This window comes from Paenibacillus xylanilyticus, assembly GCF_047246825.1.
Classification (GTDB): Bacteria; Bacillota; Bacilli; order Paenibacillales; family Paenibacillaceae; genus Paenibacillus; species Paenibacillus xylanilyticus_B.
The window spans coordinates 61,336-84,081 of sequence record NZ_JBFOLB010000005.1 but is presented as its reverse complement, the minus strand read 5'-3'; the positions used below and the strand labels follow the sequence as shown (position 1 = coordinate 84,081).

General features: G+C 41.0%; 16 protein-coding genes. 13 read left to right on the top strand and 3 right to left on the bottom strand.

The features are described from left to right. The first annotated feature begins 563 nt into the window (after window positions 1–563). From AB3N00_RS24615 to AB3N00_RS24605, 3 genes are all read left to right on the top strand, one after another. The gene (locus AB3N00_RS24615; protein ID WP_413036919.1) at window positions 564–3,023 is read left to right on the top strand and encodes a glycoside hydrolase family 2 TIM barrel-domain containing protein; all 2,460 of its coding nucleotides are present in this window, start codon (window positions 564–566) and stop codon (window positions 3,021–3,023) included. Window positions 3,024–3,356: 333 nt separating this feature from the next. Beyond that, window positions 3,357–6,185, top strand: coding sequence for a family 78 glycoside hydrolase catalytic domain (locus AB3N00_RS24610; protein ID WP_413036918.1), 2,829 nt, complete (start codon window positions 3,357–3,359; stop codon window positions 6,183–6,185). A 57-nt stretch (window positions 6,186–6,242) separates the two neighbouring features. After that, on the top strand, window positions 6,243–7,172 hold the full coding sequence (locus AB3N00_RS24605; RefSeq protein ID WP_413036917.1) for an AraC family transcriptional regulator: 930 nt from the start codon (window positions 6,243–6,245) through the stop codon (window positions 7,170–7,172). 130 nt (window positions 7,173–7,302) lie between these two features. On the opposite strand, the gene AB3N00_RS24600 is transcribed toward AB3N00_RS24605, so the two are convergent. Then, window positions 7,303–7,743 (bottom strand): TetR-like C-terminal domain-containing protein, encoded by a 441-nt coding sequence (locus tag AB3N00_RS24600; protein ID WP_218832033.1) that lies wholly within the window; start codon window positions 7,741–7,743, stop codon window positions 7,303–7,305. A gap of 191 nt (window positions 7,744–7,934) precedes the next feature. Between AB3N00_RS24600 and AB3N00_RS24595 the strand changes: the two genes are divergently transcribed. The 6 genes from AB3N00_RS24595 (at window position 7,935) to araA (ending at window position 15,491) form a co-directional block, all read left to right on the top strand. Continuing rightward, complete coding sequence (locus AB3N00_RS24595; protein WP_413036916.1) at window positions 7,935–9,086, top strand: pectin acetylesterase-family hydrolase; 1,152 nt, start codon at window positions 7,935–7,937, stop codon at window positions 9,084–9,086. A gap of 50 nt (window positions 9,087–9,136) precedes the next feature. Beyond that, window positions 9,137–10,102 carry an alpha/beta hydrolase gene (locus AB3N00_RS24590; protein ID WP_413036915.1) on the top strand — a complete coding sequence of 322 codons (966 nt, stop codon included), beginning with the start codon at window positions 9,137–9,139 and terminating at the stop codon, window positions 10,100–10,102. A gap of 352 nt (window positions 10,103–10,454) precedes the next feature. After that, window positions 10,455–11,978, top strand: a complete 1,524-nt coding sequence (locus AB3N00_RS24585) for an FGGY-family carbohydrate kinase (protein WP_413036914.1) — start codon at window positions 10,455–10,457, stop codon at window positions 11,976–11,978. Window positions 11,979–12,018: 40 nt separating this feature from the next. Beyond that, on the top strand, window positions 12,019–12,897 hold the full coding sequence (locus AB3N00_RS24580; RefSeq protein ID WP_413036913.1) for a class II fructose-bisphosphate aldolase: 879 nt from the start codon (window positions 12,019–12,021) through the stop codon (window positions 12,895–12,897). A 35-nt stretch (window positions 12,898–12,932) separates the two neighbouring features. Next, the gene (locus AB3N00_RS24575) at window positions 12,933–13,982 is read left to right on the top strand and encodes an aldose 1-epimerase family protein (RefSeq protein WP_413036912.1); all 1,050 of its coding nucleotides are present in this window, start codon (window positions 12,933–12,935) and stop codon (window positions 13,980–13,982) included. 15 nt (window positions 13,983–13,997) lie between these two features. Further along, on the top strand, window positions 13,998–15,491 hold the full coding sequence (gene araA / locus AB3N00_RS24570; RefSeq protein ID WP_413036911.1) for an L-arabinose isomerase: 1,494 nt from the start codon (window positions 13,998–14,000) through the stop codon (window positions 15,489–15,491). Between the two features lie 356 nt (window positions 15,492–15,847). On the opposite strand, the gene AB3N00_RS24565 is transcribed toward araA, so the two are convergent. Beyond that, window positions 15,848–16,234 carry a winged helix-turn-helix transcriptional regulator gene (locus tag AB3N00_RS24565; protein ID WP_413036910.1) on the bottom strand — a complete coding sequence of 129 codons (387 nt, stop codon included), beginning with the start codon at window positions 16,232–16,234 and terminating at the stop codon, window positions 15,848–15,850. Window positions 16,235–16,409: 175 nt separating this feature from the next. On the opposite strand from AB3N00_RS24565, the gene AB3N00_RS24560 reads away from it, so the two are divergent. Next, entirely contained in the window at window positions 16,410–17,366 is a 957-nt protein-coding gene (locus AB3N00_RS24560) for an NAD(P)H-dependent flavin oxidoreductase (protein WP_413036909.1), read from the top strand. A gap of 183 nt (window positions 17,367–17,549) precedes the next feature. Here the strand turns inward: AB3N00_RS24560 and AB3N00_RS24555 are convergent, their stop codons facing one another. Then, on the bottom strand, window positions 17,550–18,758 hold the full coding sequence (locus AB3N00_RS24555) for an MFS transporter (protein WP_413036908.1): 1,209 nt from the start codon (window positions 18,756–18,758) through the stop codon (window positions 17,550–17,552). 204 nt (window positions 18,759–18,962) lie between these two features. On the opposite strand from AB3N00_RS24555, the gene AB3N00_RS24550 reads away from it, so the two are divergent. The 3 genes from AB3N00_RS24550 (at window position 18,963) to AB3N00_RS24540 (ending at window position 22,729) form a co-directional block, all read left to right on the top strand. After that, the gene (locus tag AB3N00_RS24550) at window positions 18,963–19,859 is read left to right on the top strand and encodes an AraC family transcriptional regulator (RefSeq protein ID WP_413036907.1); all 897 of its coding nucleotides are present in this window, start codon (window positions 18,963–18,965) and stop codon (window positions 19,857–19,859) included. Window positions 19,860–20,286: 427 nt separating this feature from the next. Further along, window positions 20,287–20,982, top strand: a complete 696-nt coding sequence (locus tag AB3N00_RS24545; protein WP_402872771.1) for a hypothetical protein — start codon at window positions 20,287–20,289, stop codon at window positions 20,980–20,982. Window positions 20,983–21,694: 712 nt separating this feature from the next. Further along, window positions 21,695–22,729: a nucleotidyltransferase gene (locus AB3N00_RS24540; protein ID WP_413036906.1), complete on the top strand. Its 1,035-nt coding sequence runs from the start codon at window positions 21,695–21,697 to the stop codon at window positions 22,727–22,729. The last annotated feature ends 17 nt before the right edge of the window (window positions 22,730–22,746 follow it).

Below are 22,746 nucleotides of genomic sequence, written 5' to 3'. Positions count from 1 at the left end.
TGCTGTTCAAGGGCGGACTTGCACTCACGTATCTGGTTGCAGTAGGCTCAGAGTATTTCAGTGAGGACCTCCTTCTGAAAAGCGCACCAGATACTTTGTTTCCGGACGCTACCTTTAAGCTTTGGTGCTGACGGATCAATGGTATTGAAAATCTGATATTCTTTATATTTCTTCTACTTACAAAATTAAGAGAAATAAGTTTGAAGTAACAAACGATGGAAGGTATAAATTCTCTTAAATAAAAATATGGTAGATGCAAAGTTGCGGTATCTGCCGCTGGAGGATCGGTCAAAACTAGATCTCTAAACTGAAATTAATTCATTTAATTAATCTGACTAAACCGAAAAACACCTTAGGGTGTTTTTTGTGGTGACAAAAGTCGGTAAAACACTTAGTACTAGATAAGCAAATCACAAGGCAGAGGCTTGACTAGAAATAGTTAAAATTGCGCTATCAGAGTTTCATTTCCGTTATATTAATCTATTCTAGGGGATGCCTATAATAAATTCAGATTTAGTAATTAAGTTTGATGCAGTTTTCTCATTGAAATGGAGGAGAAGCGAGTGTTAAAGCTGGATTTTAACAAAGATTGGACATTTGGAAATAATATAAGCATCATTGAAGCTTCTACGAAGGGTATTAAGAAAAATTTACAGCATGTGGATTTGCCCCATGATGCGATGATCTTGACGGAGCGCTCCGCAGATAACCCTGCCGGTTCAGGAGGAGCATATTTTCAAGGCGGAAATTATGAGTATGTCAAGAAACTCATTTTACCAAAAGAGGATCAGGGGAAAGTTGTCTTTCTAGAATTTGAAGGCGTTTACATGAATACTTTCGTTTATGTTAACGGTGATCTGGCAGGTAAAAATGATTACGGGTACACGAATTTCTATGTGCAGATCAACGATTTTCTTCGCTACGGACAAGAGAACGAAGTGAAGCTTGTGGTGAAGAACGGCTCCCAACCCAATAGCCGTTGGTATACCGGCTCAGGGATTTACCGTAATGTCAAACTAATGAAAGCGGAACCGATTTATATTGCCATGGACGGCGTTCGGATTACAACAGTAGATGCAGAACCGGATCTGGCCGTACTCCAAATTGAGATCGCGATCAAAAATGAGAATCTGGGACTGCACACCGGTTATGCAATCACCACAATCAAGGACGCTGAAGAAAAAGTAGTAAGCGAGGAGGCGACGAAATTCTCAGTAGCATCCCGAGGTGAGATATCGGCCTGGCAGAGAATAACACTGTCGTCTCCTAAACTCTGGGACACGGATAACCCGAATCTGTACACTTGTACTACAGTCATAAAGTTGAACGACAAGGTTGTGGACGAAGACATCACGACTTTTGGTATACGCAAGCTGCAGCTGGACAGCGTTCATGGCCTGCGCATCAATGGTAGGACGTTGAAGTTAAAGGGAGGATGCATTCACCATGATAACGGAGTCATTGGCACCGCTGCCTTCAAAGACGCCGAAGAACGCCGGATTCGTAAGCTAAAAGAAGCAGGTTACAATGCAATACGCGCTGCCCACCACCCGATGGGCAGAACGCTGTTGGATGCTTGCGATAAGCACGGTATGCTTGTGATGGATGAATTGACCGACTGTTGGACGCACGGCAAAATCGATTATGACTACGCCACAACGTTTATAGAGCATTGGGAACAGGACGTGGAACGCATGATTGGCAAGGATTACAACCATCCTAGTATTATCATGTATTCGATCGGTAATGAACTTGCGGAAATTGGTTCTCGACATGGTAACATTCTGGGCCGAAAAATTATTGAGAAGATTCGTTCACTGGATGACACCCGTTACATCACCAATGGCGTGAATCCAATCATGACCACCTTGGGAAGGATCAAAGAAATCGCAGTTGACCAAGGATTCTCTGAATTAAGCAGTTCGCTGGATAGCGGTGAGATTAATCAGGTTATGCAAGCGATGGGACCGCTTATGGGTCAATTTTCATCAAGTAACATCATTCAAGACATGATCGAGGAAGCACTGGGAGTGCTAGACATCGAAGGTTACAATTATTCACCTGAACGGTACCTCATTGAACACGAGAAGTCCAACAATAAAACCTTTGTTGGCGCAGAGTCACATCCGGCAGCACTGGACCATATATGGGAAATTGTGAAAAATAACGGATTTGTATTGGGAGACTTTTCGTGGACCGCTTGGGATTACCTGGGTGAGGTTGGCATCGGCAAAGTCAGTTATGAAGGAGACCCAGGCATCATTGTCTATGCTCCATATCCATGGATTACCGCCCAGACCGGGGATTTCGATATTACGGGTCACCGGCTTCCGATTTCCTATTGGCGTGAGATTGTGTGGGGTGGACGCGGTTACAAGCCCTACATTGCCGTGCAGAAACCTGAGTACTATGGTCGAGATGCAAAATTGAGCCTATGGGGCTGGACGGATTCCATAAGCAGCTGGACATGGCCCGGTTGGGAGGGCAAAGGAGTCGTAGTTGAGGTATACTCGGATGCTGAGGAAGCAGAACTATTTATCAATGGTAAATCTCAAGGCAGGAAGACGGTTGGAGACGATTTCAAGAAATTTTACTGCAAGTGGGATACCACATTTGAGCCAGGGGAAGTTGAAGCTGTTGCTTACATCGGAGGCAAGGAAGTCGGACGTTACAACCTGAAGTCGGCCGGAGCACCGCAACTGAAAGTGACCAAGGAGCGCGAAGATCTGCGTGCAGGGTCAAACGATCTTTGCTACGTTAACATTGAACTTGTTGATGCCAGCGGAATCCTTAATACGGCGGTGCAGCGGAAAGTTTCAGTTGCCATAGAGGGACCAGCCGTCATTCAAGGCAGTGGAACGGGAAGAGCGAGAACGGAAGAGAACTATTTCGATTCGATGCATGAGACTTACAACGGTCGAATGCAGGTCGTCGTTCGGGCTGGTGTGGAAAAAGGAACTGCTACGCTGATTATTTCCACTGAGAAATCAGAAAGCGTAACGATTGAAATACCTGTAGTGTAAGCGATAAGCAAAAACAGTTCCCCATCCTGGATCGCCAGATGATTCGGATGGGGAACTGTTTTTTTGTCATACGATTTAATAACCTTTACAGTTTTCTTAAGGATCAGAAAACAGTTTTTATAGAAGCGTTAAAAAGAATACAAGGTTGACGGTTTCAATTGCCATTACCCATTGACGGCAGCATTTTTTGTTTTAGCTATGCTGACCCAATCATATTAAGAATACGATATGTATGCTTGTATTCCTCTATATCGTCGCCTAAATGCGCCAATCTATAATTAGGTAAGTGATGTGTGTGATGGATTTTAAAAAAACTAATTCTGAGAGGTTCTCATGAAAATTATTCATTTAAAAACCAACCGTGTGGTGAATCCATTGGGCTTTGATTTAGGCAGACCGAGATTTTCATACACTGTAACCGATACGAAAGGCCAGAAGCAAGTGGCAGCCCGGTATGTCGTGGCGCTTGACGATGAATTCCAAAATGTCATATTTGACAGCGGGTCAAGGAAGGATATCAACAGTCTTGCCTTTGAGCTTCCGCTAGAATTGATACCGCGATGCCGCTATTTTTGGCGTGTGGAGGTATGGGCGGATAATGGAGAACACGCCACAAGTGAGACTGCGTGGTTTGAGACAGCCAAGCTGAACGAAGCGTGGAAAGGGACATGGATCACTCCAAAATTCAATAAGACCATTCATCCGATTTTAAAAAAATCGTTACTGCTGAAAGGCCCCGTTGCTTCGGCTCGAGTCTATGTATGTGGACTGGGGCTTTACGAAATATATATTAACGGTCTAAAAGCCGGAAACGAATTTCTGACACCTAACTTCAATAATTATCATAAATGGCTGCAATATCAAACATATGATGTGACCGAACTTCTGCAAACAGGTCAGAATGAGATATCGGTAAGGCTTGGAAATGGCTTATACAAAGGGCGTTTTGGTTTTGACGGCCATTCGAGCGAGATCTACGGTAATACGTTTGCTCTTCTATATGAAATGGTTGTGACATACAGGGACGGCTCAACTGAGATCATTGTTTCCAATGACTCATGGACTGCGGAACAAAGTCAAATTATATCGGGAAATTTATACGACGGTGAAATTTATGATGCAACTTTTCAAGCCTCTGAAAACTATCCCGTTAGAGAAGTTGAACTTGGCTATGATCGACTCAAGGCCAGGCTTAGTCTTCCTGTAGTGATCAAGGAGAAAAGGAAGCCTCTCGAAGTGATTCATACTCCTGCGGGCGAGACGGTCTTGGATATGGGGCAGAACATGGTAGGCTGGATCGAATATCGGACCAACGCTCCCAAAGGAAGTATCATTCGGTTACAATACGGCGAAGTGCTACAGGAAGGAAATTTCTACCGAGATAATTTGCGCACCGCATTGGCGGAACATCAATTTACGGCAGATGGACGGGAAACGATCGTTCGTCCTTACTTCACCTACTATGGATTCAGATATGTAAAGGTTGAAGGCTGGATCGGACAATTGAATTCTGAGGATTTTACTGGATGTGTTCTTTATTCGGACCTTGATGATACAGGGCATTTTGAGACCGACAATTCTCTGATCAACCGCTTGTTTCAGAATGCAAAGTGGGGACAAAAGGGGAACTTCCTGGATGTTCCAACAGATTGCCCTCAGCGGGATGAACGAATGGGCTGGACGGGGGACGCTCAGGTATTCTCTGGTACCGCCTGTTTTAATATGGATTCCTATGCTTTTTTCAACAAGTATTGCTTTGACCTTGGAAGTGAACAGGAGGAACGCCAAGGGGAGGTTCCGGTGGTTGTTCCTGCTGCTAATATTCGTGTGGGTGGTTCCAGCGCTTGGGGAGATGCGTCCGTAATTATTCCATGGAATGTATATCTACATTACGGAGATGTGACCATTCTTCAGCAGCAGTTTGAAAGCATGAAAGGATGGGCCGACTACATTATAAAAAAAGATACGGACTCAGGGGGACGTAGACTATGGACGGTAGGGTTCCATTTTGGAGATTGGCTTTCCCTAGACAGCAGCAATCCGGATTCTCCTTTCGGCGGAACCGATAAGGATTTCATCGCCTCTGCTTACTACTGTTATTCAACAAACATTGTGGCCAAAGCAGCGAAGGTATTAGGGCAGGAAGCAGAAGCGGCATACTATGAGCGTATTTCAAAGGAAATTAAAGTTGCAATTCAGGAGGAATTTTTTACTATAACAGGCCGGTTGGCGATCGATACACAAACTGCATACGCTGTTGCGCTGTTTATGGATTTGGTTCCAAAAGACTATATCGACAAAGTGGTTGAGGCTCTACGGAAGCGTTTAAAAGCTGACCGTAATCACCTGAAAACAGGGTTTGTCGGAACACCTTACTTAAATCATGTACTGACAAATCATGGATGTAATGATCTTGCTTATACTTTACTGCTTAATGACGACTACCCGAGTTGGCTTTATGCCGTGAAGCTGGGTGCAACGACCATTTGGGAACGGTGGAATTCAGTTCTACCAGACGGAACGATTAGCGGTACAGGCATGAATTCCTTAAACCATTATGCTTACGGCGCAATCGTAGAATGGATGTATCGTTGCATGGCGGGAATTAATCCCGTTGAGGAGGCCCCGGGTTTCCAGCGCGTGGAGCTCGTCCCGCAACCGGATAACCGGCTGAAGTGGGTGAAAGCAACAGTTGAAACCGCATCGGGCACCTATTGTAGCGGATGGGAGATTGATAAGGAAGGAAGGCTTGATTTTACTTTTGATATTCCTTTCAATGCATCTGCCCGTATACGATTACCCCATGCCCATTTAAAGGATTTAGAAATTAACGGTGTTACCTGGGAGTTTACTGACATAACCGGAGAACAACTTGAGGAAGAGGTCCTATTGGAATTATTCAGTGGAAGCTATTCGATCAGCTATTCTCCGACCAAGAGTTATTTGAGGATATTTAGCACGAAAACTCCACTAATTGAACTTTTGCACCACGATGAGGCTGCACCGCTCATACGGACAATGATGTCTGAACAGGTTAAAGTCAATCCGGATGATTTGGGCGCTTCAATCGGTAATTCCTCCCTCCGGGATTTGGCAGCGTTCTATTCATTGCCTACACATATTTTGGATCAAATGGATGAACGTTTAAGCCAAATAAAATAACATTCATCAGGTTTGACGACAGATATTCCCGAAAAAGCTATTTAGGGGATGAGAGAAATGAAGTACTTATACAAAAAAGAATTAATCAAATATACAGATAACCTGTCCATCAAAATGTACGTTTGTCGAATAGAAACTGTTCCTTTACATTGGCATCAAGAGTTGGAAATTATCATGTTAGTTAAAGGCGATCTCCAAGTTCATGTGGAAACCCATGACTATTGTATGCAAAAAGGCGATCTAATCTTGATTAACTCGAATAATGTCCATTCCTTTACGGGTACGGATTATCAAAATTTAGCCGTGATCATACAAATGGATATGAATATGTTCCAGAATCTTCATCCCCAAATTGAGAAAATGGAGTTTATTTGTAATAGTGTTACGGATCTAAAATCACTGGACAAATATGCTACATTAAAAAGTTTTTTAATAAATATTTTACGAGTATTTCATACTAAAGAGACAGGATTTATTATTGAAATTTCCATTATCCTACAGCAAATTATCCTCAGTCTTATCAGAGAATTTGAAATAAATATGATTGATGAAGAAAATCTGGAAAAATCAAATGACAATCTGAAAAGGTTAGAACGAATCCTAGATTATATCGATCTAAACTATAACAGGAAGATAACTTTGGAGGAAATATCCAATCATGAGTATCTAAGTAAGTATTATTTCTCTCATTTCTTCAAAAATAAGATGGGGATGAGTTTTCAATCCTATTTAAAATATGTACGGTTAAGAAAGGCTTATGAAATGCTCTTGCACACCAATGAAAGAGTAATTGACGTTGCAATGATGAATGGGTTTGCTAATTCCCAGATTTTCGCTTCCAGCTTCAAGGAGCAATATGGAATGACACCAAAACAGCTTAGAATAGAGTCCAAGCATGGGAAGCTGGAATTGAAGAACGATGACAAAGTTCAAGATCACAAATATGTTGATGAAGATATTAAACAGGCACTTAATTTATTGAAGTAAATCGTAAGACCAACTTCCAAAGTTCACTTTGTAGGTTGGTCTTTATTTTAGCAGTATTACTCGGACTCGTCTTCAAACTCAAGCAAGCCACACCATAGAACGCAACACAGGCTTATGTCATTTCTTGAGCCTATTGCAATGCAGTTGTAAGTAAAGTATTCATCTCATCAGCAGATTCTTGCATGCCCCGCATCATCCACTCTACAATCCAGCCATATAGTCCATAGGCAAAGAAAGACTTTCTATAGGCATCTATGTTTGATGATTCACCCTTGGGGCCGCAGATATCCAAAATGGTATCAAGAATCAATTCTGTCAGATGGTTACGGTACAAAAGCAGATAGAAATTGTCGTTGTCCTTATAGTGCTGAAACAGACTGCCAAAAAGGTTTTGCGGATTGGAGTTGGGGTTACTTTCAAATTCAGCTCCCCATTTTTGTGTCAGATACATAATGTGCTGTCTGAGGACATCTGTTTTATCAGTGAAATTACGATAGAAGGATGCTCTGCCAACCTCAGCAGTCATTGTTATTTCGCTGATGGAAATGTCAGACAAAGTACGTTTCTGCATAAGCTGAATGAGTGTAGTCGTAATCTGTTCTTTTACATATCGGTTCTTCTGTTGATTATTAATGATGATACATTCCTTTGCTTTTGTCTCATTTTTGGTGGTTGCATTGACGATCAGTCAATTAAGTTGATACAATTGTCACATCGAAAGAAGACTACAATAAATAATTCAATTTGTCAAGGGAGTAATGTATGGAAAAGTCGAATGGAAAGAAACGGAATATTCTGCGGAATATAATGATAGGCATTTTTTTATTGATTGTGGTTTTGGCTATTGTAGTTTTTGTTATGCTAAAAAACTCCGTTCTCATCAGCTTTCCTGAATTGAAGGGAAGCCCGGAAGTAGGAGAGTGGTATGCTATTACGCCGGAAGAAGCAAAATCGTCTGATGGGAGCGAATGGAATGGTTTCATTCGTTTAGGAAGTGAAAACAAGGTTATGGTTTATTTCTTTGGTGGTGGAGCAAGTATAAATGAATACACTGCAGCGCATCCAAAAGACTTTTATGCAGATGTGGTAAAAAACCAAGATTTCGTCGCTAAGATGGGAATTGCAAGTGATACAGAAGATAACCCATTTAAAGATTGGACAATCCTTGTTCTTCCATACAGTACAGGCGATTTTCATTCAGGAACAGGTGAATATGCCTATTCGGATGACAAGGGGAACTCAAAAACGTTATATCATTATGGCTATACTAATTTTTCTCTTTTCATGAAGGAGGCAGTAAAGTATACTGGCACGCCGGATACACTCCTTGTTACTGGATTTTCTGCTGGGGGATTTGGAACATCGCTACTTGCAGATGATGTTATTGATTATTATCCATCAACCTCAAATGTTACAGTTGCTGTTGACAGTTCTTTGCTGCTCACAGATGATTGGCAGGATATATCTGAGAATGTCTGGAAATCCCCAAAAACAATTTCTGAACGTCTCAATACGGACAATATCGTGCTTGACAGCCTGACGGCATTATATGACAAACGTGGAGATAGCGTAAAAATATTATTTGATAGTTCTGTACGGGATGGGGAGCTGGCAAAGTGGCAAGCTTACCTTGATCACGGAGAAATGTCGGCAACCGATAAAAGTGGTGATGTTTTTCAGTCAAATCTGAAATCAATGGTTGAAGGGCTTCAAGACAATATACCGGGCGTGGGAATCTACATCTGGGATGGTCTGTCTTATGATAAGGAGATAAACCTGACACAACACACAATCATTTCAAGCAATGTTTTTGATAAATTAAATGGCAACAAAAGCATAAGCGATTGGATATTAGATGCAGTAAATGGTGATGTCCATAATTATGGAATTGAATTATTAGAAAAAGAATATTGATAGTCTTCAGAAATTTTATACCTACATGAAAAGCAGATAAGGAGAAGTTTATGAAAAAAGCAGGGAGATTATTGAAAATGTTAGGGAAAGTTTTGTTAATCCTCTTGGGAATATTAGTGCTAGTGGTGGTTGGCATGACGCTCTATGGTAAATGGAAATCGACGCAGCCACTTTTAGATGAAGGATATTCTGATGGTTACAAGACTGAAAGTGTAATAGAACAAAAATATATCAAAATGGGAACGTATGATGTTTCTACTGTTGAATATAATTCAAGAGATAAAGAAGGCGTTCAGTCTAAAATTTGGTATCCGACTGAATTAACAAATACCAACCATCCTTATCCTCTGATTGTGATTGCAAATGCTAGTGGTATGAATGCATCTAGATACGAACCCTTTTTTAAGCACCTTGCGACATGGGGATTTATAGTTGTGGGGAATGAAGACCGTATGTCTAGTAGTGGTAAGTTTAACGCAGAAAGCCTTGACTTGATGCTTGAACTAAATTCAGATGCCGATGATATATTCTTTGGGAAAATAGACATTAATAATATTGGCATAGCAGGATATTCTCAAGGTGGTGTTGGAGCCATCAACGCCGTAACAGCTCAAAAAAACGGCCATTACTATAAAACAATTTTTACAGGAAGCGCTGCAAATGTTGAACTTTCGAAGGCATTGGGGTGGAACTACGATGTAAGTAAAATCACCATCCCCTATTTTATGACAGCCGGCACTCTCAAAAATGATACAGGAGAGGATAACGGAATAGGAGTAGCACCGCTATCTTCCCTTACTAAAAACTACGATTTGATTACCGATAATGTTTTGAAAGTCCGGGCTAGGGCGGTGAACGCTGACCATGAAGATATGCTGGTACACTCTGATGGATATTTGACAGCATGGATGATGTACCACCTGCAGGGAGATGAAGAAGCAGGTAAGGCATTTCTTGGGAAAAATGCGGAGATTCTAAATAATGCCAACTGGCAGGATGTGCAAATATCAAAATAAGCGTAAAATAACCCACACCTATTTACCAGGATGTGGGTTATTTTACGTTGTGTCGATTTCCAGCCGTCCTTCTTTCATGAATACTGTAAGTTTCCCTGTTTTCCCACTGATTCAAGCTGTAGGTAATTCCCCCGCTGCGTTCTCTTCAGCTGCAACTTATGATAGCCCGCATAGCCATTTACATGTAGATCCCCAATGAAGCTTGTCAAGTAACTGCGTGGGTGTTCCCGCCTTGTGTCGGCTGGTAATGGTAGAATAAACAATTTTTAATACATGGTTCAGCAAGTTATAGCAAGAAGTCAATCTGTTCCCTCTCTAAAATAGAGTAGTAGGGAGGCGAAGGAGGGCTGAAATGGATTTAATTGGATTGGACATTGGGTCGACAGGAGCGAAGTGCATAATTACGAATTCTGATGGTAATGTGATGGCTCAAGCGTATGAGGAATACAGTATGGAGTCGCCGATAAGCGGTTATTTTGAATTGAATCCTCAGATTGTTTGGGAAGCAGTTCAATCCATAATGCATTCTGTAATAAGAGAGTATAACAAACGGAGTACTCATCTCGCTGGTATTTCAATTTCTTCCTTTGGAGAAGCTGCAGTTCTCATCGACAAGGAAGGCAGAGAGCTTGGGAACAGCTTGCTTTATATCGACAGCAGGGGAAATGAGCAATTAAAAGCGTTTATCAAAAAAATAGAAGCGGATGAAATTATCCATAAAACAGGCTTGAAGCCTCATTCAATGTATACGCTCTCTAAATTGATGTGGTACCGGGAGGAGCAGCCGGATATTTATGCAAAGATTCATACGTTTCTTCCTTTTGGCTCCTATATTCTTTACAAGCTGGGTGCCGGCCCTATTCTGGATTATTCTTTGGCCTCCAGAACAATGGCATTTGATGTCCGTAGGCTCCAGTGGGATGAACATATTATAGAGGTGGCTGGCTTACACAAAAGGATATTTCCGGAGATTGCAGCTCTGGGAACAGTAGTCGGTCAGATTTCGCTGGAGGCAGCACAAAACTTCGGGTTACCTTCTGATTTCAAACTGGTATTAGGCGGGCATGATCAGGTGTGCGCTGCTATAGGAGCGGGGATAACAGAAGAAGGCTCGGCTGTTGATGGAATTGGAACAGTAGAGTGTATCACACCGGTTTTTAGTAAAGAGACGATAAATCAACAGGATATGGCATCCAGCAATCTAGCTCTGGTTCCATTTATCAAAGGAAAATATGCAACCTACGCTTTTAATTTTACGGGGGGTTCTTTACTCAAATGGTATAGAGATCAGTTTGGCTATGAAGAGAAAATGGAAGCGGATCTAACGGGACGAAGTGTATATGACATTATGAGTGAGAACGTTAGTGACAGTCCCACCAATATTCTGGTGCTGCCGCACTTCGCAGGATCAGGCACTCCGTATATGAACCCTTTGGCAGTAGGAGCTGTACTAGGGATTGATTTCAACACTACGAAGTCAGATTTATTTAGAGCTTTAATGGAAGGCGTTACCTATGAGATGAGGCAAAATATAGAATGCCTGGAACAAGCGGGAATCCGGATTGATAAATTACGAGCTTGTGGTGGCGGGGCCAAGTCAGATCTGTGGTTACAAATCAAAGCAGACATTATGAATAAAACGATCGTTGCACTTGATATAGATGAAGCTGGAATATTAGGCACCATCATCCTTTGCGGAGTAGCGCTTGGTGAGTTCTCTTCTTATGAGGAAGCTACACGACGTTTGGTGAAAGTGAATAAAACATTTCATCCTCAAGCAAAAAATCGGAAGCAATATGACGAGAATTACGCCAAATATAAACGCTTGTATCAAGCGGTTAACGAAGTAATGTCAAACGAACCCATGGAAAGGTAGATTTCTGACTGAACGAAAAGTAGACAGGAGATGTATAAGAATGCCTTTAGTTACGCTAAATGAGCTGATGAAAGATGCTGAAGCCAAGAATTACGCCGTTGGTGCCTACAATGTTAATAATCTGGAATTGATCCGGGGCATCATTGCTGCCGCCGAAGATTCACAATCGCCGGTAATTCTTTCCTTCGCTGAAGTTCATATTCCCCTTGTGCCGCTTGAGGTTATTGCTCCGATTATGCTAGAAGCCGCGAGAAAAGCCAAGGTTCCAGTTGCTGTGCATCTTGATCATGGGCAAGATCATGAGATTTTGATCCGTGCGATGAAACTTGGCTTTTCCTCTATCATGTTTGACGGTGCACATTTGCAGCTTGAAGAGAATATTAGACAGACGAATGAGATCAGCAAAATTGCGAAAGCTCTCGGTGTTTCCGTTGAAGCCGAGCTTGGCAAGATACTTCGCCCCGAGGGCGGCGGGGATGAGGAAGAAGAGGAAGAGTATGATCCGGATGATATCTACACCAATCCAAAGGAAGCCAAGACATTTATAGAAAATGCAAATATTGATGCTCTGGCCGTCGCTTATGGAACCGCACACGGCGTCTACACCAAAGAACCTGTCCTGGACTTTAACCGTCTGCAGTTAATTAAGGATATAACCGGCATGCCGCTGGTGATGCATGGAGGATCCGGACTGGATGAGGCAGCCTATGTGAAATCCATTCAATGCGGAATTCGCAAGCTTAACTACTATTCAAACATGGCATTTGAGGTTGCCAATACAATTCAGTCGAAATTGAATGCAAATAGCGATCAAAACAAAAAAAGTTACTATCATGATCTTTCTAAATGGGCCATGGAGGCCATTCAGGAGGATATTGTACGAACAATGAGAATTTTCGGGAGTGCGGGAAAAGCCTAGAACTTGACCAACCAAAATTTGAAGGAGCTACAGTGATGGTAAGACTTTATGGCAAGGAATGGACCCGGCGTGAATTGGAGTCAAGGGTTGGCAGAATAGATCAACTTGGAGGAGTACAGCGTTTTGTGATGAAGGAAGGACCGGAGGCAGGTCAAGAAGCGTTTCAAGTGCGTACGGGCGCCGGACTCTCCTATTGGGTTAACCCCAGCAAAGGGATGGATATCTCGTTAGCTGAATTTTGTGGTATCCCGGTTAGCTGGTCTGCAAGCAATGGAAATCCCCATTCTTCTTACTATGACGCAGAAGGAAATAACTGGCTCCGCACAGCTTCAGGCGGTTTGCTGATGACTTGTGGTTTATCACAGGTAGGAGCATCGGGACAGGATGAGTATGGAACATTTGGCTTGCACGGACAAATTCATCACACTCCAGCCCGTCAAACTTCCTATCACGCAGAATGGCATGGAAGCGATTATGAGATGTTCACTCGCGGAGTATTGGAGGAAACATCGATTTTCGGCCATACACTACGACTAACTCGGACAATCCAAAGCAGGCTCGGAGAGAACCGTCTGAAGATTATGGATACGGTCGAAAATGTAAGTTTCAAACCAGTGCCGCACATGATGCTATATCATTTTAACTTCGGTTTTCCTCTGCTAATGGAAGATACGATCATTGTATTGCCGGAAAGTAAATCTACCCTTCGTGATGCAGGAATGGATATGTCCAGGTTACACGAGTGGCAGGCCCCAGATCCTCATTTTGCGGAACAAGTTTACTACCATGAACCATTAGAGCAGCAAGAGAAGATCAGTGTCCAGATTATTAGTCCTTCATTCCCTGTAAACGATTTTAATTCTACTTCACAGGGCCTCACCGTGGAATTGAAGTGGGATCCAGTAACGTTACCCAGATTGGTACAGTGGAGAATGCCAGGTGCTGGTGAGCATGTACTGGGAATAGAACCGTCCAATTGCTGGACCAAAGGTAGAGCGGAGGAGCGCAAGACCGATTCGTTAAGGATGCTTCAGCCAGGAGAAACCGTTCAATATGAAATTGAATTAAATTTTAAATCTAACTAAGTGGAGGATAACGATATGTTGCATGCTAAACCTTATGTATTTTGGTTCGTGACAGGAAGTCAAGGTTTGTACGGAGATGATGTATTGTCCAAAGTAGAGAGTAACTCCAAAAAAATGATTGCTGAATTGAATCATGAGGCTAACCTTCCATACTCCATTCAATTCAAAGAAGTAGTCACTACTCCTGAAGCGATTCGCCGTGTTTGTCTTGAGGCAAACTCCAGTGAAAACTGTGCGGGCATCCTAACATGGATGCATACCTTCTCACCAGCTAAAATGTGGATCTCTGGATTGAATCAATTGCGCAAGCCGTTGCTTCATCTGCATACCCAGTATAATGTGGACATTCCTTGGGACAGCATCGACATGGAGTTTATGAACTTGAATCAAGCGGCGCATGGCGACCGGGAGTTTGGTTTTATTGGCGCACGCCTCGGAACGGCAAGAAAAATTATTGCAGGGCATTGGAAAGATGAAGAGGTACGCACAAGAATTGGTGCATGGATGAAGACCTCCGCTGGTTACACCGAGAGTCAAACTATGAAAATCGCCAGATTCGGTGATAACATGCGCTATGTGGCTGTGACTGAAGGGGACAAAGTCGAAGGACAAATAAAATTCGGGTGGACTATTAACGGATATCCAGCGGGTGATTTAGCCGAACGCGTTAAAGAAGTGAGTGAAGCCAAGGTAAGGGAACTGATGGATGAATATACCGAATTGTATGATTTCACCGATAACGGTCGTATTGAAGGAGCTGAACGAGAGGCAATCCGTGAACAGGCAAGAATGGAAATTGCTCTGACTGAATTCCTGAATGAAGGTGGTTATACTGCGTTTGTGACCAGCTTTCAGGATCTGCATGGTTTAAAACAGTTGCCCGGGTTGGCGGCACAGCGTCTAATGGCAGCAGGTTATGGATTTGGCGGGGAAGGAGATTGGAAAACGGCAGCCTTGGTACGGATGATGAAAATGATGGCCGATAACAAAGGTACTTCTTTCATGGAAGATTACACGTATCATTTGCAAAAAGGTAACGAGATGGTACTGGGTTCACATATGCTGGAAATATGCCCGACACTAGCAGCAGACAGACCGAGAATTGAAGTGCACCCTCTATTTGTAGGCGGTAAGGGTGACCCCGCCCGTCTGATCTTTAATGGAGCAAGCGGCAAAGGGGTTAACGCAACCGTGGTGGACATGGGTGACCGTTTCCGTTTGATCGTTAATGAAGTGAATGCGGTACAGAATGAAAAACGCATGCCTCACCTTCCCGTAGCCAGCTTGCTCTGGAAACCCGAACCGTCATTGACTAAAGCGGCAGAGGCTTGGATTCTTGCAGGGGGCGCACATCACTTTGGATTCTCTTTCCATGTAACGAGCGAGCAGCTTAAAGATTGGGCGCGCATGGCAGGAATTGAATGCCTAGTTATCAACACTTCGACCACTTTGGATTCCTTGGAGAATGAAATCCGCTGGAATGATCTCTATTATAGATTGAATCACTAGTTAGTGTTGGACTTGAAAATCATTTGAACCGATCAAAGCCAATTATAAGCTAGGGTCTACCATTAGTTTACTAAAACTGTTGGTAGACTTTTTAACTACATAGTGGCGGATTTAGTTTTACCACTCATCACTTTAGCGATTTTTTCCAGTAACGTTATTTCCGATTTTCCAACCTCAAGTTAAAATGTACCCATTGTAATCGTAAAAGAAGACAACGGGGAGGACATCTTAAAGTTTAAGAAAGTCGCCAATTTAAATAGTGAGATAGTGAATTTCTTTGGTGTTTTCGTAACCGAAAATTTATACGTCCTATTGATTTTATAGTGCTTACTAGGCTGTTACTTAACGGTGGTAGGTTAGGTCAAATCATCAGATTGTTTTTTGTTAAGAGAATCTCGCCCATGCTTTTCCCCGAATTGTTCTACACTTTTTAATATAGGAAGAAAATCTATTCCTTTTTCGGTTAATGAATATTCCACTCTGGGCGGAATCTCTGAGAAAACATGGCGCTCAATAAACCCATCTTTCTCTAATTCCCTTAGTTGTTTAGTTAAGGAGCCTTGTGAAATGTCAGTGAATATGGACTTAATCTCCCCAAAACGTCGCTTTTGTGTTGAGAGAAGCCAAAGAATCATAAGCTTCCATCTTCCTGAAAGTACATGTTGGGTATGAATTATTCCATATACAATTGAGTCTCCATTGATTAAATCAGAGTTGATACCATCCTTACAGATGCGGCCCATAGTATATCTTCCTTTCTCTCCATTAGTACTAAAAAAGTGACTAGGTCACATTTTTTTGCCTACTTCCTATGTTAAAGTGATGTGTTTATTATATGAAACATCGATTACTAACTCAACGATGGTATGTAGGGAGCTAGTGGTAATTATCTTGGATTGGTATGAAAGGAGTTTTTTTATGAATAGAGTAACCAAATTACTGGGGATCAAGTATCCCATTATATCTGCAGCTATGAGCTGGGTTACCTCGGCTAAATTTGTTGCTGCAGTCTCGAATGCTGGAGGAATGGGAGTCCTTGGGCCCAACGCTGGACAAAACAACTCCGCGAGGAGTTTAGATGAATTTGTAGAGAACGTACGAAGTGAGATCAGGAAAGTAAGGGAGTTGACGGATAGACCGTTTGCAGTCAATTACATTTTACCCTTCGATGCTAATGGTACAAGTTCATTCACTAACGCGTTGTTTGATGTTTTAGTTGAAGAGAACGTAAAGATAGTTGTAGTAATCGGAGTTATAATGCACCGAAACGAAATAGAAAAATTAAAAAAACACGGTTTCACAGTAATTTACCGCCCAATTAACCCAACAGTTCAAAATTTAATTGAAGCTGAGACTGCAGGAGTAGATGCCCTTATTGTAACTGGTAATGAAGCAGGGGGGCACATTAGCCAGTATGAAATTAGCCTGTTTACGCTTGTCCCTCAAGCGACAGATTCCTTGAAGATCCCCGTTATTGCGGCAGGAGGAGTTATCGATGGCAGAGGGGTAAAAGCTGTGATGGATTTAGGCGCAGAAGGAGTATACATGGGCACTCGTTTTGTAGCGACTCATGAGAATCCTGCCAGTGATGCGGCCAAGCAAGCAATTCTTCAAGTTACTAGTGATGAATTTCTCAGACTTGAAGGAGCTAATGAACGAACCATCCCTACAATTGGAGGTAAGAAAGCCTTTCAACTTATTAAAGAAGGAAAACACGATGAAGCTGGAACTTATATCAAAAACGGATTTAAAACGGGATTACTCGACGGAAATCTGGAGATTGGCACAATTTCTATCTCTCCATCGGCAGGAGGAATCAAAGAAATTAAAACTTGTAAACAGCTCATAGATGAGATTGTGAATGTTATTTCATAATCAAAAAATTTCTGTAACTAGTTTCAAATGTATTAAGATTAATGAGGCCTTAACAAAGACAAAGAATTTCGTTTCATAAGCCAAAAGCGGCGACCTTTTCCCAAGTGAATTCCGGGAAAAGGTCACCACTTTTATGAAGTTTTTTATTGTCTTTATCTAGATAATTATTTAAGATATTAACTTTTAAGAGGCTTTAGTTTCAATTTTCTTGGCAGCTGGGGAGAAGAATCCAGCGATCAATACAGCAATTATTACTACAAGTAGGGCATAGAGCAGCCCTACTGATTCACCTAAAAGTCCAATGAAAGGGGGCCCAACCAAAAAAGCTAAATAACCTAATGTGGAAACGAAAGCAACTCTCTCTGTTGCACCATTGGGATTATCCCCAGCAGCGGACAAACCTACCGGAAATCCTAAAGATGCACCGATTCCCCATAAAAAAACTCCAGCTGCAGCAAAGTAGAAATTAATATTAAGTATCACAACAGCTAATCCCAATACGGCTAAGATTGCAGCTGATACCAATATTGGAACTCGGCCAAAGCGGTCTAGTAAGAAGCCACCGGACATACGGCCAATTAGCATAGCTAATAAAAAAATGCCATATACAATCGTACCTGTAACATGAGTCACCTGGTAAGCATCCACAAATAAAATGGGTAACCAATCATTTGCCGTACCTTCTGCCAAAGCCATCCCCATAACAATAACACCAATGTAAAATAGTCTTAATTCTTTGAAGATGCTAACCTTGGTTTGTGGAGAACTTACTGAATAATCAGTTGTTAAGTCTACTTTTCCTGTCGCTGTCGGTAAATACTTTATGCAGATAACTCCAAACAAGATAAGTACAAAAGCGATGATTATAAAGTGTATAAAGACAGGAACTTTCGCCGCTATGGCTAGTGACCCTAAGCCTACTCCTAAAAGAGTGCCTCCACTAAATGATGCGTGAAGAGCAGGAAGTAATGTTTTATTGGTACTTCGCTCCAGTGCTGCTCCCTCCACATTTTGAGCTACATCTATAATTCCATAACCAAGCCCGAAAATAACAAGACCTGAGAAAACAAGTAGCTTTATAGCCAATAGAATACTAAAACCCGCTATAAGCAATCCTAAGGACAAAATGATAACGCTTAAGGCAATTGCTTTTCGTGCTCCTATATGACGGATCACCGAACTTGCAGAGACAAGACCAACAATTGCGCCCGCCGCAATTCCAAAAATGATCCAGCCCATCATTGAAGTAGATGCATGAAGAATATCTCTTACCTCAGGTGTTCTCGAAGTCCACGAAGAAAAAGCCATTCCAGACAGAGCAAAGAAAATAAATAAAGAAATTTTCCACTTGTTAATATTAAGAATTATTGTTTTATTATTAGTTTGTTTCACAAGAGTACCTCATCTTTAGTATTTTTTGATTCTGATATTGGTTACTGATATACCTTGACCTTGTTACAGCCTCCGTTTCATTCATAATTAGAATTATTGTTTCTCTAAACCCTTTTTATTAATTTATCTCTATTTTTCGCTACATACTTGCAGTATAAAGTGAAATTGTAGTACAATATCGCCGAATTTCAGGAGGTGTTTGGATTGCAGGGGGCCGTATTAACTAACGAACAATACAGGGAAGTTACCACTCACGGATCAATCAATTTCCCCATTCAATATTATCTAGACGATACGTTATATTTTCATAATCAAACCATTAACCGTCATTGGCATCCTGAGTTAGAGTTTGCTCTCATTCAAGAAGGGAAAGTTGATTATTGGATAGGTGGGAACAAACGAACGCTTGAAGCAGGGGATGGGGTTTTCGTCAATACTCGAGTAATTCATGGTTATGAAGCCATAGAAAGGGCGTTGGTTCCGAATATCGTTTTTTCTCCGGAATTCATATCAGGTGGAAATCATCTTGTCTTTCAGAAATTTGTGCAACCCATAACGTTCTCCACGATTTCAGGACTTTTCTTAAATAAAAAAGTGAAATGGCAAGACGAAATTCTTCATTCATTAAACAAGGTGTTTGAATTAATGAATTCTAAGAATATGACAAAAGAACTTGATCTTCAGATATTAATGTCTTCCATATGGCGAACACTTTACTTGCATCAGGAATCTTGTAAAACTTTACCGCATTCTTCAACTTCTTATATTCTTCAAACCCGACTGCAACTGATGTTAGATTTTATTTTTAAAAATTATGAAAGGAAAATTCACCTTACCGATATTGCAGATGCAGCGAAAGTAAGTAAAAGTGAGGCATTGCGTTGCTTCAAACTAGGTGCCGATATCACACCAGTTGAGTACTTAATACAGTATCGATTATCAAAAGCAAAAGAATTACTCTTGAATTCAGAAAAAAATGTTACCGAAATTGCATCACATGTAGGTTTTGAAAACGTTGGGTATTTTAGTCGAATGTTTAAAAAAAATTATGGAGCGACACCGAAATTACTACGTAAAACAAGTCTACAAAAAATACAATAAACGGTCTTACCCAGTAATCATCCATATAGGTAAATAAACGATGGTTCCGAGGTAGCGGCTAATCAAAATGCCAAACTCAGCTCCGGAATGCAGGTGAAGTCGAGTAATTTGTCGAATGATAAGGTGCGTATCAGATGGGTATAACATAGCAGAAGGGATGAGACGCAGTTGCGGAGGTACTCTTTAATTAAAAACTATCTTCAACAGACGACAATGAAGAAAAGATGTCCTCCGACAGCATATTTGTCGAGGGACAAGAACATGGTCCCATTGAAGTCGCTATTTTAGCGGCTTTTTTATTTTATCGGTACAAGTTCGTGTCCCGAGCCAAGGACAAGAACTTGTACCAATTGCCGGAATGGACAAGAACATAGTCCGATTGCCGATTAGATGTATAATGTCGAATATAATCGTTAGGAGGGATAATATGCAAGAAACGGATAAGGTCAGATTGATTAAAATTTTGGGCATCAAGGATGGCAGTACTGTACATAGCTTGATCGATTCATCTATTGATGCGTTACCTTTGATCGGTAAAATCCATAGCGCATATAAAATGGCCAATTTAAAGAGAAGAGTTAATGGAATAGAGACAAGATTATCTGCACTCTCAATTACCATGTACGAAAATGATAATAAGCTCCTTAACCAGTTCATACGAGATAAAGCATTTCCAATCGTATTAGATGAACTTCTTGCGGAACATGAAGAAGAGAAAATTGACTTAGTGGTTAATGGATTGGAATACACTTACAATGAAGAAATAACAGAGGTAAGTAAGATTCTTGTATACTTTGACGTTTTGCGTGAACTTAGAATACAAGAGTTGAAAAAGTTAATAACGTATTCGGATCATTATAAGAAGCATTGGAAAACTCCAAAGCTAGAAGTTTCACTTCCTGACCCTGAAGACAAAGAAGGAATGAAGAAACTTAATGAGAACACAGGTTACAAAGCATATATAGACAATCACCTTACAACTCTGGGCTTGACCTTTAAGAAGGAAACGACGAAATGGTACAGCACAGAAACCTCTGGTTACGAAGTGGTTCTCACTGACTTTGGTGAACATTTTATTGAGTTCTTCAACTTGGAAGTTATGGCTCAAATTCCAGCAGAATAATGGGTTTATGTATGCTTGTTTTAAACCCGCTTTATTGAGTTTCATCCTCTTTGGAGGAAAAGGAGCTAAGAAGAGCGGGAAACAGCAACTGAGCTAGTGTACGCACACATATAAAGCACATATATATCGGGTTTTTCCTAGTTCAATTGACTTAACAATGTTTGAACAAATGGGGGAGAAGCTAGGTTGCTTGTTAATGACCATGACCCTCAGTTAGAAGACAAGTACAAAACTAAAATCACAATAAAAGAAGAAATTGATAAAAATGAATTCGTAAATTTTGATATCCATAACTCATACTTACTGCCTAAACTACTAGATGAAAATCGTTTAGTTTAAACCTGTAAGTGTAGAATGACATAAAACCAGACTGGAAGGAAGAATGAATGATGCAATGAACATTCTGATCTTCAGTCTAAATCTCAACACTTTCCAAGACGAAAACTATATGGAAATTAATAAGTTATGGAATTCAACATGTAGTATTTTAATGTTAACCATAACACAATATAAGGACACAACAGGATCAGGTGTTCGTGAAAAAATGTTGACATTTTCCAACTGATGGATTAGCATAAAAAATGAAATTTCCCCAACTTTTGAAGATTAGGTACAAAAGAATCTTAAAATTAAAGGTTACGAAGAGTTAGGAAATAACATAATTCACCCATATAGCTTTCTCTATTAGTTATAAATGAGAGGATGAGGATTTGTGCCACATAACCAAAGTCAATTCGAAGATTTTCATAATGCAATAAAATTAAGTGACGAGTCTACCATCCTTAAAGAAAAACGAGATATCATTATTGAACGTCTATCAGAAAAAATGCCTGTAGCTGCTAATTCCTATACAACCTTTAACCAAGGTAGTTATGCGATGAAGACTGGTATTAAACCTTTAGACGGAAAAAATTACGATATTGACTTAGGGCTTTATTTTAAAATGTCAACGGAAGATGTAAAGAATCCTCTTGAGGCAAAGAAATGGGTCTATGATGCCCTCGTTGGTCACACAAATAACGTCGTAATGAAAAATCCCTGTGTAACTGTTACATATTCTGCTGGGTATCATGTTGATATAACAACATATGCATCAGAGAATAATGATGGCAAGGTGTATATAGCAAAAGGTAAGTTAGGAAGTACGGTAGAAAATCAAAGCTGGGATGAATCAAACCCCAAGGATTTAATTAAAGAGATCAGAGAGAAATATTCGGACCAAGATGATAGAAAGCAATTTCGTAGGATCGTTCGTTATCTTAAACGTTGGAAAGATGTTCAGTTTACTGGCACTACTTATGGTAAACCTACTGGTATTGCTCTAACCTCAATGGTTTATCATAATATGCAGGTTAAAACAGAAGTTGTAGACATTTTTTCTGGCGAAAAAAAATATCGTGACAGTGAAGCTCTTATCCATCTTATTTCTACGTTTCTTTCAACATTCTCCACAAGGTATGAGATTGAAGAGGATGAAGTTGTTCAGTATCCATATGTAGAAGTAAACTTACCAGTTGCTCCTTATCCTAATTTGCTTGAAAGAATGACCCTGAAACAAATTAAGGTATTCAAAGAAAAGTTAGATAAGCTGCTAGCGTGTCTTATAGAGGCGAGAGATGAGGTCGATAGCGCAGATGGGGCAACTATACTTCGAAGACAATTTGGAGATGATTTTCCTGTGCCTTCTAAAGATCCTGGGCAAAGGGCTGCGATTCCAGCTATAATTCCGTCAACAGAGTCAGCGTGAGAGAAGAGGGATATGTT